The 10,747-nt window shown below is 57.6% G+C and carries 15 protein-coding genes and 1 pseudogene; 13 read left to right on the forward strand and 3 right to left on the reverse strand.

The window, feature by feature from the left end; translation table 11 throughout:
* Positions 1 to 14: 14 nt before the first annotated feature.
* Positions 15 to 851 (forward strand): alkaline phosphatase family protein, encoded by an 837-nt coding sequence (locus ACRBCU_RS12900; protein WP_431365801.1) that lies wholly within the window; start codon positions 15 to 17, stop codon positions 849 to 851.
* Between the two features lie 52 nt (positions 852 to 903).
* Here ACRBCU_RS12900 and ACRBCU_RS12905 read toward each other — a convergent pair whose 3' ends face one another.
* Genes ACRBCU_RS12905 through ACRBCU_RS12915 form a run of 3 tightly spaced genes read right to left on the reverse strand, consistent with a single transcriptional unit; the run spans position 904 to position 3,597 of the window.
* Positions 904 to 1,827, reverse strand: a complete 924-nt coding sequence (locus tag ACRBCU_RS12905; RefSeq protein ID WP_431365802.1) for an alpha/beta hydrolase — start codon at positions 1,825 to 1,827, stop codon at positions 904 to 906.
* A complete protein-coding gene (locus ACRBCU_RS12910) occupies positions 1,802 to 2,719 on the reverse strand; it encodes a DMT family transporter (protein WP_431365803.1) in 918 nt (305 codons plus the stop codon). The genes ACRBCU_RS12905 and ACRBCU_RS12910 overlap by 26 nt, the downstream gene beginning before the upstream one ends.
* A complete protein-coding gene (locus tag ACRBCU_RS12915; RefSeq protein WP_431365816.1) occupies positions 2,716 to 3,597 on the reverse strand; it encodes a LysR family transcriptional regulator in 882 nt (293 codons plus the stop codon). Before ACRBCU_RS12915 ends, ACRBCU_RS12910 begins: the two co-directional genes overlap by 4 nt.
* 113 nt (positions 3,598 to 3,710) lie before the next feature.
* Between ACRBCU_RS12915 and ACRBCU_RS12920 the strand changes: the two genes are divergently transcribed.
* From ACRBCU_RS12920 to ACRBCU_RS12975, 12 genes and pseudogenes are all read left to right on the forward strand, one after another.
* Positions 3,711 to 4,196 carry a hypothetical protein gene (locus tag ACRBCU_RS12920; RefSeq protein ID WP_431365804.1) on the forward strand — a complete coding sequence of 162 codons (486 nt, stop codon included), beginning with the start codon at positions 3,711 to 3,713 and terminating at the stop codon, positions 4,194 to 4,196.
* A gap of 162 nt (positions 4,197 to 4,358) precedes the next feature.
* A complete protein-coding gene (gene ffh, locus ACRBCU_RS12925; protein ID WP_431365805.1) occupies positions 4,359 to 5,879 on the forward strand; it encodes a signal recognition particle protein in 1,521 nt (506 codons plus the stop codon).
* Positions 5,880 to 5,882: 3 nt separating this feature from the next.
* Entirely contained in the window at positions 5,883 to 6,434 is a 552-nt protein-coding gene (locus tag ACRBCU_RS12930; RefSeq protein ID WP_431365806.1) for a GNAT family N-acetyltransferase, read from the forward strand.
* On the forward strand, positions 6,431 to 6,991 hold the full coding sequence (locus ACRBCU_RS12935; RefSeq protein ID WP_431365807.1) for a GNAT family N-acetyltransferase: 561 nt from the start codon (positions 6,431 to 6,433) through the stop codon (positions 6,989 to 6,991). Before ACRBCU_RS12930 ends, ACRBCU_RS12935 begins: the two co-directional genes overlap by 4 nt.
* Entirely contained in the window at positions 6,988 to 7,515 is a 528-nt protein-coding gene (locus ACRBCU_RS12940) for a GNAT family N-acetyltransferase (protein ID WP_431365808.1), read from the forward strand. Before ACRBCU_RS12935 ends, ACRBCU_RS12940 begins: the two co-directional genes overlap by 4 nt.
* Positions 7,515 to 8,120 carry a GNAT family N-acetyltransferase gene (locus ACRBCU_RS12945; protein ID WP_431365809.1) on the forward strand — a complete coding sequence of 202 codons (606 nt, stop codon included), beginning with the start codon at positions 7,515 to 7,517 and terminating at the stop codon, positions 8,118 to 8,120. Before ACRBCU_RS12940 ends, ACRBCU_RS12945 begins: the two co-directional genes overlap by 1 nt.
* Complete coding sequence (locus tag ACRBCU_RS12950) at positions 8,113 to 8,424, forward strand: chorismate mutase (protein WP_431365810.1); 312 nt, start codon at positions 8,113 to 8,115, stop codon at positions 8,422 to 8,424. Before ACRBCU_RS12945 ends, ACRBCU_RS12950 begins: the two co-directional genes overlap by 8 nt.
* Before the next feature lie 46 nt (positions 8,425 to 8,470).
* A complete protein-coding gene (rpsP, locus tag ACRBCU_RS12955) occupies positions 8,471 to 8,860 on the forward strand; it encodes a 30S ribosomal protein S16 (protein WP_431365811.1) in 390 nt (129 codons plus the stop codon).
* Between the two features lie 80 nt (positions 8,861 to 8,940).
* Complete coding sequence (locus ACRBCU_RS12960) at positions 8,941 to 9,120, forward strand: hypothetical protein (RefSeq protein ID WP_431365812.1); 180 nt, start codon at positions 8,941 to 8,943, stop codon at positions 9,118 to 9,120.
* Positions 9,117 to 9,620, forward strand: a complete 504-nt coding sequence (gene rimM / locus ACRBCU_RS12965) for a ribosome maturation factor RimM (protein WP_431365813.1) — start codon at positions 9,117 to 9,119, stop codon at positions 9,618 to 9,620. The genes ACRBCU_RS12960 and rimM overlap by 4 nt, the downstream gene beginning before the upstream one ends.
* Complete coding sequence (locus ACRBCU_RS12970; RefSeq protein WP_431365814.1) at positions 9,620 to 10,429, forward strand: hypothetical protein; 810 nt, start codon at positions 9,620 to 9,622, stop codon at positions 10,427 to 10,429. Before rimM ends, ACRBCU_RS12970 begins: the two co-directional genes overlap by 1 nt.
* Before the next feature lie 73 nt (positions 10,430 to 10,502).
* Positions 10,503 to 10,747 (forward strand): annotated as a pseudogene (locus tag ACRBCU_RS12975) (tRNA (guanosine(37)-N1)-methyltransferase TrmD); the annotation flags it as partial.

Raw genomic sequence — 10,747 nt, forward strand, 5'->3', positions numbered from 1 at the left:
CGCCGGAGGCTCCCATGGATCGCAAACTGCTCCTCATTATCCTTGATGGCGTTCCGCTGCGAAATTGGACCCGCTTGTTCGGCAATCTGGAAGGCTGGGTCGACAGCGGCGACGCACAGAAATGGACAATGTCCTCTGTTCTGCCGTCAATTTCGGCAAGCTGTTATGCCTCGATCCACACGGGCGTAACGCCGCAAGAACACGGCTGCACAGGTAACGGCAATGTCTTCAGGATCAGCCAACCTGATATCTTTTCCGAAGTGCGCAAGGTAGGTGGAACGACGGGTGCGGTGACCCACTCTTTCTGGTCAGAATTCTTCAATCGCCACCCCTTCGATTATGTGCGCGATATCGAGTACGACGAACCCGAAAGCGAAACGATCAATCACGGCCGTTTCCATTCGATGACAGGCTATGGCCATGCCAACCAAATGACGCCCTCTGATCTGGACCTGTTTGCCACGCTTACCAACCTCGCGGGGCGTTTTGATCTGAACTACGGCATCCTGCACACCTGTACGCTCGACAGCATGGGGCATCGCTTTCAGCACGAAAGCCACGAGATGGATCATGCTTGCTTTGTCATGGACGAAATGCTCGCCCCCTTCATCCCGCGCTGGCGCGAAATGGGGTATGAGGTGATCGTGACCGCCGATCACGGCCAAGACGCGCGAGGCCACCACGGCGCGCGCGATCCGTTGCAGCAAGAATTTGCGCTCTATTACTTTGGCGAGGCACAGGGGCTATCCCCAGAAACACACCTGCATCAACTGCAACTGGCCCCGACGATCTTGTCACGGCTCGGTGCACCAATCCCTAACACGATGAAGGCCAAACCGTTCCTGAGCTAAGAAAACCTTCTGCGAAGGTTTTCGGGCCGAGATTATTCGCAGAATAATCTCTTCAGTAGGGCCACTGTTCCGCCGCCAAAGCGACCACGGCCTGTTTAATACGCTCAAAGCTGGCACTTGAACGCGCCGACATATGACGCGCGCGAAGGTGTCCATGTACCAATCCGACCTCATCAACGCGGTGAACAGGCACGCCCGCCGCTTTCAAAGCCGATTCATAGTCGATGCCATCATCACTCAGCGGGTCGCATTGCGCCGTGTTGATCACGGTGGGTGGCAGCCCTTCGAATGAGGCGTCATGAAGCGGCGCATAACTCGGATCGCCAACAGGTTCGTCCCCTGCAAGCCTCACATGTTTGTAGATCACAATATCATCGCGCGTCAGCATCGGAGCGTCAGCAAATTCAATGTAGGATCCTTTGTCGAAATCCCCGCCAAGCCCCGGATAGATCAAGACCTGCCCGCGTATATCCAAACCTGTGCCGCGCGCCATATGCGACACGGCTGCCGCCAAATTGCCGCCAGCGCTATCACCGCAGAGCACCAGGGGTTTGCCAATCTCGTCAAACACGGCTCGCGTTGCGGCCATCGCGTCCTCAAACATCGCGGGGTGTTTGTGCTCTGGGGCCATACGATAATCAACCGAGACCACATCAAGCCCCGAAGCCGCACAAAGCTCTGCGCAAACGTCATCGTGGCTCTCAAGACCACCGACGACAAAGCCGCCGCCATGAAAATACATCACCAGCGCATCGCCGGCACCTGTCGTGTAATGCCGACAACGCACACCGCCGTAATCACGATCCTTAGCGCTCACCCCGACAGGATAATCCACGCGAAAAGCTGCGCACATTTCATCGTAGATGCGGCGTTGATCCTCGACACCGTAGGTCGCGGTATCAGGGGGATAATAGCTGTTTGTCTTCTCGATAAACGCCCAAATCTCTGCATCAATCAGCTTTCGATATTCGGCCATCGCGCCCTCCGGTTTCTTCGTGTTTCAGCAAAGCGATCAAAGCCAGTACAGTCAAGGCAACACCGCCCAAGATCAATCCGCGCGGTGCACCGTGGCCCAGCGCGATCTCCCAAAGAATTACCCAAGACGGGGTGAGATAAGTATAGGCCATGACCTTGGCTCCTGGCAGGCGCAGGGACGCGTATTGCGTCAGAACAAAGGTCGTGGCAGTGGCAAACACAGCGACATATATGATTGTCAGCCAAACAATCATTGGCAAGGCAGCGTAGTCCGTTGCAGCAATGCTCCCCGCGCTCCAGAACAGCAACAACAACGTTCCGCCGCATGTGGTGCCAAAAGAAAACAGCATCGCGCTTTCGTCGCGATTGAGCAGCCGCACCAAGGGAATATAGATCGCGTGACACACACAGCCCCAAAAGTAGATGATTTCACCTTGACCGATTTGGAACGCGGTAAACGCCGCGAAATCAGCGCGGAAAATCACCCAAAGCGCGCCGATGCCCCCTAACCCAAGCGCTATGGCTATCCGCCTCGTCGTAATCTGTCGAAGGATCACAAAACTGGCCAGCGCGGTAAGCAAGGGCGTCAATGTAAAGACCGCAGCCGCCGATACGGGAGGCGCAGTTTTCAGCCCCTCAAACATCAGCACAAAATAGGCCGCAAAGACCGCACCGAGCAACCCGTAGCGCCAGATCGCCACGAAATTCGCGCGTTTCAGCTCGCCGCGCACAGCGCAAATGCTACCAAGGATCACCGCAGCAATTGCAAAGCGAAACACCGTAACCAGTTCCGGGTCGACGTGAGGCGCGGCCAATGAGCCGAGCGAGAAAGACCCCGCCACGAGCATCGAAAACAACAACATCGCAGCATGGCCGCGCAGAGCGTCGCTCATGTGGTTTCCCACCCTTTGGCCTTTTCTTTGACGAACTTCAAAAACGCCTGAACCTTGGCCGTGCGGTGAAGATCAACATGGGTCACTAACCAAAGGTTGGCGCTCCAATCGGCGATGGGGGACGCGATTTGCACCATGTTGTCATGCCCGCTCGCGTCGGATTCGGTCATGAACCCGATGCCGGCGCCTGCCCTGATCGCCAATTCCATCGCGCGATTATCGGTGGAGCGAAATACTACGTTTTCGCGCGGCACGTGCGTGCGCAGCCATTGGAAAAACGGTGAACGGTTGGTTTCGGAATCGTGGCCAACAAAACGGTGATTGGCGTAGTCATCGACGTTCTTGGGTATACCAAAGCGATCAACATAGCTTTGCGCCGCATAAAGCCCGACCGATTGGCTCACAAAGGGCTGCACCACATTGTCCGGTTGATCAGGCGCAGAGCCTGCGCGCACCGCCACATGGGCCTCGCCGTATTCAAGGCGAAACAGCCGATCACCCGTGAGATAGCGCAGGACAATTTCGGGATAGGCCTGTTGAAACTCGGTCAATGTCGGTGCCATGAGCGGTGCCAAACCGTTCAAAGAGGTCACGACCAATTCACCCGATACCTCGTCCCCCTTGCCTTTGACGCGACTAGACAGCTGGCTAAATTGCTCGTCCGTGGCTTGCGCAACGCGGCACAGGTCTTCACCTGCTTCTGTCGCGGTATAGCCGCGCGCATGGCGCTGGAAGAGCTTCACGCCAAGGCGTTGCTCCAGCGCATCTACATGGCGGATCACCGTCGCATGATGCACGCCAAGCACATCCGCTGCGCCGCTGACCGTGCCCATGCGCGCAATTTGATAGGCGGTGCGTACCTCATCCCAATTGTCCATCTTGCGGCCTTTTGTGCGTAAATTCACGTAGTCACCACACAATCAAAGGTATTGTTCGAAATTGCAATTACACAAAGCTTGGCAAAGCGATCCGCTCGCGCCAAATTGATCGCATGAAAGTCACGCGCAACACATCTGCCCGTCTTATTGTCGAAGATCGCCCTTTGCTGATATCGATCATGCTCGGCGCGGTGTTCCTTGGTACAGCCAGCGGCGCTTTTTTCGCGTTTCTCGCTAAGGAATGGATGGTTGCTGCATTCTTTACCTTTTTTACCGCCTTTGTAGCGCTTTTTCTTTATGTGTTTGTGCGCCGCGTTCAGGTGATTTTCGATCGTTTGAACAACACCATCACCTTTCGATCCCGCAATTTCGCAGGCTACACAGAGGTCGTTCATCCCCTTGGCGATCTGAGTCACGCCATTAAGGAAGGCTATGACACTGCTAGATGCGTGCTGGTCTTTGACAAGGGTATGAGCGCGGGACATCACCCCGTCACCGAATACTTGACCAGCGGACCTGCGCCGCAGCGGATCACCGATGCAATCAACACATGGCTGAAACAGCCAGCGCCTGTTGACTCTGAAGGGCCATCGGCCTAAACGCAGAGCCATATCCGGAAGCCATAAATCTTCCGGTCCTCGATTATGCGAGGATCGCCATCAGTCAGCGCGTTGCGCCCACTGGTGCGATACTCGTTTGGAACATTCGCCGGGCCTACCTACATTGGGTCCAACTTGCAGCAGACTGAAGGGCCAATAGGCATGTTTGAAAATCTATCCGACCGTCTATCCGGCGTCTTTGATCGCCTGACCAAGCAAGGCGCATTGTCCGAGGATGACGTCAAAACCGCGCTTCGCGAAGTGCGCGTTGCTCTTCTTGAAGCTGACGTCTCGCTACCTGTTGCGCGCGATTTCGTTAAGGCCGTGCAAGAAAAGGCGACAGGCCAAGCGGTTACCAAGTCTATCACCCCCGGCCAGCAGGTTGTTAAGATCGTTCACGACGAGCTTCAGCATGTTCTGCGCGGTGAAGGTGAACCGGGCGATCTAAAGATCGACAACGCCCCTGCCCCGATCCTGATGGTGGGTTTGCAAGGCTCTGGTAAGACAACAACGACGGGTAAGCTCGCCAAGCGTTTGACCGAGAAGAATGGAAAGCGTGTGCTGCTCGCCTCGCTCGACATTTACCGCCCAGCGGCGCAGCAGCAGCTCGCGATTCTCGGCACGCAAATCGGCGTTGATACCCTGCCTATCGTGGCGGGCGAATCTGCGGTGCAAATCGCAAAACGTGCCAAGCAGCAGGCGACATTGGGCGGCTATGACGTCTACATGCTCGATACGGCAGGTCGTTTGCAGATCGACGAGACCTTGATGAAAGAGGTCGAAGATGTGCGCGACGCGGTCAACCCGCGCGAAACACTTCTGGTCGTTGACGGTCTCACTGGTCAGGTCGCGGTTGAAGTCGCGGAAGAGTTTGACGGCAAGATCGGCATCTCTGGTGTTGTCCTCACCCGTATGGACGGCGACGGTCGCGGCGGTGCTGCGCTCTCAATGCGCGCGGTCACTGGCAAGCCAATCAAGTTCGTCGGTCTTGGCGAAAAGATGGACGCGCTGGAAACGTTCGAGCCAGAGCGTATCGCAGGCCGTATTCTTGGCATGGGCGACATCGTTGCGCTGGTTGAGAAAGCGCAAGAAACCATCGAGGCCGAGCAAGCCGAGCGCATGATGAAGCGCTTCTCGAAGGGTCAGTTCAACATGAACGACCTCAAGAGCCAGCTTGAGCAGATGATGAAAATGGGCGGCATGGAAGGCATCATGGGAATGATGCCGGGCATGGGCAAAATGGCCAAGCAGATGGAAGGTGCGGGCATTGATGATCGCATCCTCAAACAGCAGATCGCCCTGATCCAATCTATGACCAAACGCGAGCGCGCGAACCCGCAGATTTTGCAAGCCTCCCGTAAAAAACGCATCGCGAAGGGTGCGGGCATGGAAGTGTCTGACTTGAACAAACTTCTGAAAATGCAGCGCCAAATGGGCGACATGATGAAGAAGATGGGCAAGATGGGTAAAGGCGGCATGCTCAAGCAAGCCATGAAGGGCATGATGGGCAAAGGCGGCGGTATGCCAGCTGGCATGGACCCGTCCCAAATGGACCCAAAGGCGATGGAAGCGGCGGCGAAGGCCATGGGCAACAAACTGCCCGGCGGTTTTGGTGGTTTGGGCGGTCTTGGCGGCGGCGCAGGTCTGCCCCCCGGCCTTTCTGGTTTCGGGAAGAAGAAGTAACCCATGAGCCTGACCAACGCCCCACGTCTGGAAACACAGCGATTGCTGATGCGTGGCCCTGAAATGGGCGATGTTGAGCCGTTTGTTGCTTTTTCGGCAGATGAGGCGCGGTCCAAAGGGTTCGGCTACATCCCGCAGCGCGATGAAGCGTGGCGTTGGTTTGCGCTGAATATCGGGCATTGGCATATCCACGGTTACGGTTATTTGACGATTGTCGACAAAGAGACCGGCAAGCCCGCAGGTCTGTGCGGCATTTGGAATCCCGAAGGATGGCCAGAGCCTGAAATGGGCTGGGTCGTCTATGAGGGTTTTGAAGGCAAAGGCATTGCCTATGAAGCGGCGCAAGCCGTGCGTGCTTGGGCATATAGCGCGCTTGGTTTCACGACATTGACCTCGAATATCGTCCCTGACAATGCGCGTTCCATCGCGCTTGCAAAGCGCCTTGGCGCGACCTTTGAGCGTGAATACGAAAACGTGCAAATGGGGCTCGATCACCTCTATCGCCACCCCGGTCCTGAAGACTTGGACGATGGCGGAATGGAGGCCTATTCATGAGCCCACGTCACGAAATAGCGCCAACAGGTATCCCATCCGCGGTTGCCGCCAATGTCGCAGCGCAGATTCCAACGTTGATGTCCGACGCAATCCTGTTGCGCGCACCCAAGGTTGAGGACTTCCCGCTTTATGCCGATGTGCTTTGCACATCGCGCGGCCAGTATATGGGCGGTCCGCTCAGCCGCGACGATGCATGGTGGGACTTCGTGCAACTGGCGTCTGGTTGGATGTTGCACGGTCATGGTGGCTGGACCATCGAAGATGTGGACAGCGGTGAAGCGCTTGGTTTTGTGATCCTTGGGCTTGAGCCGGGCGATGCGCAGATCGAGCTGGGCTTTCTGGTCTCGACAGACAACGAAGGTCTTGGGATTGCCCATGAAGCAGCGCAAATGGCGCGCGCTTTTGCCTTTGAGACGCTGCAACTGAGCGAACTCGCCAGTTATATCCACAAAGACAACGCGCGTTCTATCGCATTGGCAGAGCGCCTCGGCGCGTCGCGCACGGTGCACGAGGGCGACATGCTCGCTTACATCCATTCGAGCGAGGCCGCGCAATGACCTTGTTCAACTTTGACATCCCGAGCATCGAAACAGACCGTTTGATCCTGCGCGAGCCACGCGAGACAGATCTGGATGCGGTTTCCGCGTTCATGGCGTCTGAACGCTCGCACATCATTGGCGGCCCAATGGATCGCGTAGCCTGCTGGAAGCTTATCGCAGGCAGCATCGGTCACTGGGCGTTACGCGGGTATGGGTTCTGGAACATCGAGAACAAAGCGGATGGCGAAATGGTCGGCGCTTGCGGATTTATCTTCCGCGAGGGTTGGTCTGAGCCAGAACTCGGCTGGAACCTGCATGACGGATATGAAGGCCTTGGCTTTGCCTTTGAAGCCGCGCGCGCGGCACGCGATTATGGGGCGACGCACTTCGATCTGGACGGCGTCATCAGCTACATCGACCCAAACAACCACCGCTCAATCGCGCTTGCCACTCGACTTGGCGCAAGCTTCGAAAAAGCCGGAACGCTCGTGGGGCATAACATCCACATTTATCGACACCCGAAACAAGGGGCGGCTGAATAATGGCAGCGCAAAACATTCCCGTTCTCGAAACCACGCGGTTGGTGCTTCGAGGACCAGAAGCCGAAGATTATCCAAACTTCAAGGCGACGTTCAGCAGCTATCGCTCGCGCTATATGGGCGGTCCGCTGAATCAATATGAAGCATGGATGCTTTATGCGGCCGAAATCGGTCATTGGCAGATCCGTGGCTTTGGCATGTGGATGATCCACGACAAGATCACGGACAAGCCGCTTGGCATGGCCGGCGGATGGCAACCGGCCGCGTGGCCCGAAGCGGAAATCGCCTGGATCATCTGGCCGGAAACCGCAGGTCACGGCTATGCGCTTGAGGCGACCCACGCGGCACGCCGCTATTTCTATGGCACCCTCGGATGGGATGGCGCGGTCAGCTATCTTGACCCGAAAAACCTCGACTCGATCCGCCTTGCCGAACGGCTCGGGGCCAAGAAAGACGTCGATGCGCCGACGGTTGATGGCAATGACGTCTGTTACCGCCACCCGTCACCCGCACAGCTTGACCACACCCAGTTGTCCGACGGGATCGCACTTGAGATTGCTCATTACAGCGACCCAAGCTTTAAACCGGAGGGATACGCCCTTGACTGATACCAACGCCAACGATCCCGTCTCGCGCGCTGCCACCCTGCTTAAGGAACACCGCGAAAGCATTGATCGCCTCGACGCGATCCTCGTCTACACGCTGGGCGAACGGTTCAAACACACCCAGGCCGTGGGGAAACTCAAGGCAGAACACGACCTTCCACCGTCCGATCCTGCGCGCGAAGCCAAGCAGATCGCACGGCTTGAAGATTTGGCAAATCGGGCCGATCTGGACCCCGAATTCGCCAAGAAGTTCCTGAACTTCATCATCGCTGAAGTCATTCAGCATCATCGCAAACATCAATCTTAAGGCGGGCCCTTCCCGTCCTATTAGCCATCAACAGGAGATCACACCAATGGCCATGAAAATCCGACTTGCCCGTGGCGGTTCGAAAAAACGTCCCTTTTATCGCATCGTTGCGGCAGACAGCCGTATGCCACGCGATGGCCGTTTCATCGAAAAACTGGGCACCTATAATCCCCTTCTGCCAAAAGACAGCGAAGACCGGGTAAAGATGGACCTTGAGCGGGTTCAATACTGGCTGGGCCAGGGCGCACAAACCACCGACCGTGTGGCACGTATGCTGGAAGCCGCAGGCGTCATGGAAAAGAAAACGCGCTCCAACCCCAAAAAGGCTGAGCCGGGCAAAGCCGCAGTGGAACGCGCCGCAGCCAAGGCCGAAAAACTGGCCGCCCCTGCCGAAGAAGCACCGGCAGCAGAAGAAGCCGCCGCCGCTGAGGAATGATCGGCAACACGCCTGATCATCATCAGATCACAGGTCAGCAAGGCCCCAAGCGGGCCATCTGACCCACCGGGCGGGCGCATATGTGCCCGCCTGTCGCGATCAAGGCAAACCGCCCCATGTTGCTTCACCCGATCCGCACGTTGTTCCTTGTCACAATCGCCTTTGTGGCGGGCATGGTGTATGAACGCACCCGCGAGGCAGAGCGCTGTGTGGATCGCGCGGGCGTTTTGTCGGATCTGCTCTGTGAGGACCAAAAATGAGCGATCTTGTCTGCGTTGGCGCCATCGGCGGATCCTTTGGGGTCCATGGAGAAGTGCGCCTGAAAAGCTTTTGCGCCGACCCGGAGTCTGTGGCGAGTTATGGCCCCCTGACAACCGAGGATGGCCAACAAAGCTTCACGCTCACTCTGAACCGCGCGATCAAAAACGGTTTCGCGGCCAAACTGGACGGCGTGTTGACCAAGGAACAAGCCGACGCGCTGAAAGGCGTGCGCCTATATGCGCCGCGCGATCGTTTGCCTGACTTGCCCGACGACGAATTCTATCACGCCGATCTAATCGGCCTGACGGTGCGTGATACCGGCGGCACGGAACTGGGGCGCGTCAAGGCGGTGCAAAACAACGGCGCGGATGATCTGCTCGAGGTGCAGATCCCCGGCGGATCCCAGACGTTTTTCCTGCCGTTCACCCGCGCTTGCGTGCCCACGGTGGATCTGGCTGGCGGCCGCATTGTCGCGGACCCGCCCGACGGCCTGATCTGATGCGACTGATCGTGCATGCGGGGTTTCACAAAACGGGAACCTCTAGCATTCAACAGACGTTGGCCGCCAATCGTGCGGCCCTGACCCCCGCTTATCGCATCCTGCTCAAGGACGACATGGCGGGCATGACAGAAGCCGCCCGCGCTTATTCCCGCACCCTAGATGATGTCGAATGGTCCCTGTTCCTTTACGAGGCCGCGCAGGTTTTGGGCAACCTTGACCCCGCTGACACCCGCCCGATCCTGATGTCCTGCGAAGATTTGGCCGGGCACATGCCGTTTCGCCATGCACAAACCGATTACGTGGCGGCGCCCCGCATTATGGCCGGGATGATCAGCGTGGCCCAGGACGCATTGGGCGCGGGCGTCGCATCGTTGGAATTTCTGTTTACCACGCGCGCGCCTGCCCCATGGGTCAAAAGCTGTTATGCCCAACATGTGCGCGCCACCCGCATGACCGACGATCTGGACACGTTTCGCAGAACGGCGCTGCCCCATGCGGACCTGAATGCGATGGTCGATCGCATCGCCGCCGCCGTGGCCCCCGCCCGCGTCCACCGCGCCGCGTTGGAGGACATCGCGACCGGCCCGCTTGGCCCTCTGGATGCCCTGCTGGATGTCGCGGAGGTGCCTGCGGACCTGCGCGCCACTCTTGCCCCGCTCCCCCCCGCGAATACATCCGTACCACAAGATTTGCTGACGGAATTGCTGGCCATGAACCGTTCGGACACACCTTGGAAAACGTTGCGGGACGAAAAGAAGGTGCTGATCCGAAAATCACGCCGGGCGCATCGGATGTCCAAACAATGAGGGGCGTGGTTCTGTCCCACGCCACAAACCGCGCGGCGCGATTGACGCCAAAAAAGCAACCTGAAAGCCGAATATGACCGCACCGTCGAAATCACATGGCAGGAAATCCATTCGGGCAACCCTGAAACCGCAGGACCTGATGGATGGCCCCGTGACCCTGGCCGGGGTTTGGACGGCGCAAATCATCACCCTGTTTCCCCAGGCCTTTCCAGGTGTCTTGGGCGAAAGCCTGACCGGTAAGGCGTTAAAGGACGGGCTGTGGCAGTTGGAAACGATTGACCTGCGCCGGTTTGGCGTCGGCAAGCATCGCAATGTCGA

It is taken from the genome of Planktotalea sp. (genome assembly GCF_050633725.1).
Classification (GTDB): Bacteria; Pseudomonadota; Alphaproteobacteria; order Rhodobacterales; family Rhodobacteraceae; genus Planktotalea.

What these genes read in the sequence shown, in the direction of transcription:
- ACRBCU_RS12900 (WP_431365801.1), top strand. Translation starts at nt 15, where the DNA reads ATGGATCGCAAACTGCTCCTCATTATCCTTGATGGCGTTCCGCTGCGA.
- ACRBCU_RS12905 (WP_431365802.1), bottom strand. Translation starts at nt 1,827, where the DNA reads ATGGCCGAATATCGAAAGCTGATTGATGCAGAGATTTGGGCGTTTATC.
- ACRBCU_RS12910 (WP_431365803.1), bottom strand. Translation starts at nt 2,719, where the DNA reads ATGAGCGACGCTCTGCGCGGCCATGCTGCGATGTTGTTGTTTTCGATG.
- ACRBCU_RS12915 (WP_431365816.1), bottom strand. Translation starts at nt 3,597, where the DNA reads ATGGACAATTGGGATGAGGTACGCACCGCCTATCAAATTGCGCGCATG.
- ACRBCU_RS12920 (WP_431365804.1), top strand. Translation starts at nt 3,711, where the DNA reads ATGAAAGTCACGCGCAACACATCTGCCCGTCTTATTGTCGAAGATCGC.
- ffh (WP_431365805.1), top strand. Translation starts at nt 4,359, where the DNA reads ATGTTTGAAAATCTATCCGACCGTCTATCCGGCGTCTTTGATCGCCTG.
- ACRBCU_RS12930 (WP_431365806.1), top strand. Translation starts at nt 5,883, where the DNA reads ATGAGCCTGACCAACGCCCCACGTCTGGAAACACAGCGATTGCTGATG.
- ACRBCU_RS12935 (WP_431365807.1), top strand. Translation starts at nt 6,431, where the DNA reads ATGAGCCCACGTCACGAAATAGCGCCAACAGGTATCCCATCCGCGGTT.
- ACRBCU_RS12940 (WP_431365808.1), top strand. Translation starts at nt 6,988, where the DNA reads ATGACCTTGTTCAACTTTGACATCCCGAGCATCGAAACAGACCGTTTG.
- ACRBCU_RS12945 (WP_431365809.1), top strand. Translation starts at nt 7,515, where the DNA reads ATGGCAGCGCAAAACATTCCCGTTCTCGAAACCACGCGGTTGGTGCTT.
- rpsP (WP_431365811.1), top strand. Translation starts at nt 8,471, where the DNA reads ATGGCCATGAAAATCCGACTTGCCCGTGGCGGTTCGAAAAAACGTCCC.
- ACRBCU_RS12960 (WP_431365812.1), top strand. Translation starts at nt 8,941, where the DNA reads ATGTGCCCGCCTGTCGCGATCAAGGCAAACCGCCCCATGTTGCTTCAC.
- rimM (WP_431365813.1), top strand. Translation starts at nt 9,117, where the DNA reads ATGAGCGATCTTGTCTGCGTTGGCGCCATCGGCGGATCCTTTGGGGTC.
- ACRBCU_RS12970 (WP_431365814.1), top strand. Translation starts at nt 9,620, where the DNA reads ATGCGACTGATCGTGCATGCGGGGTTTCACAAAACGGGAACCTCTAGC.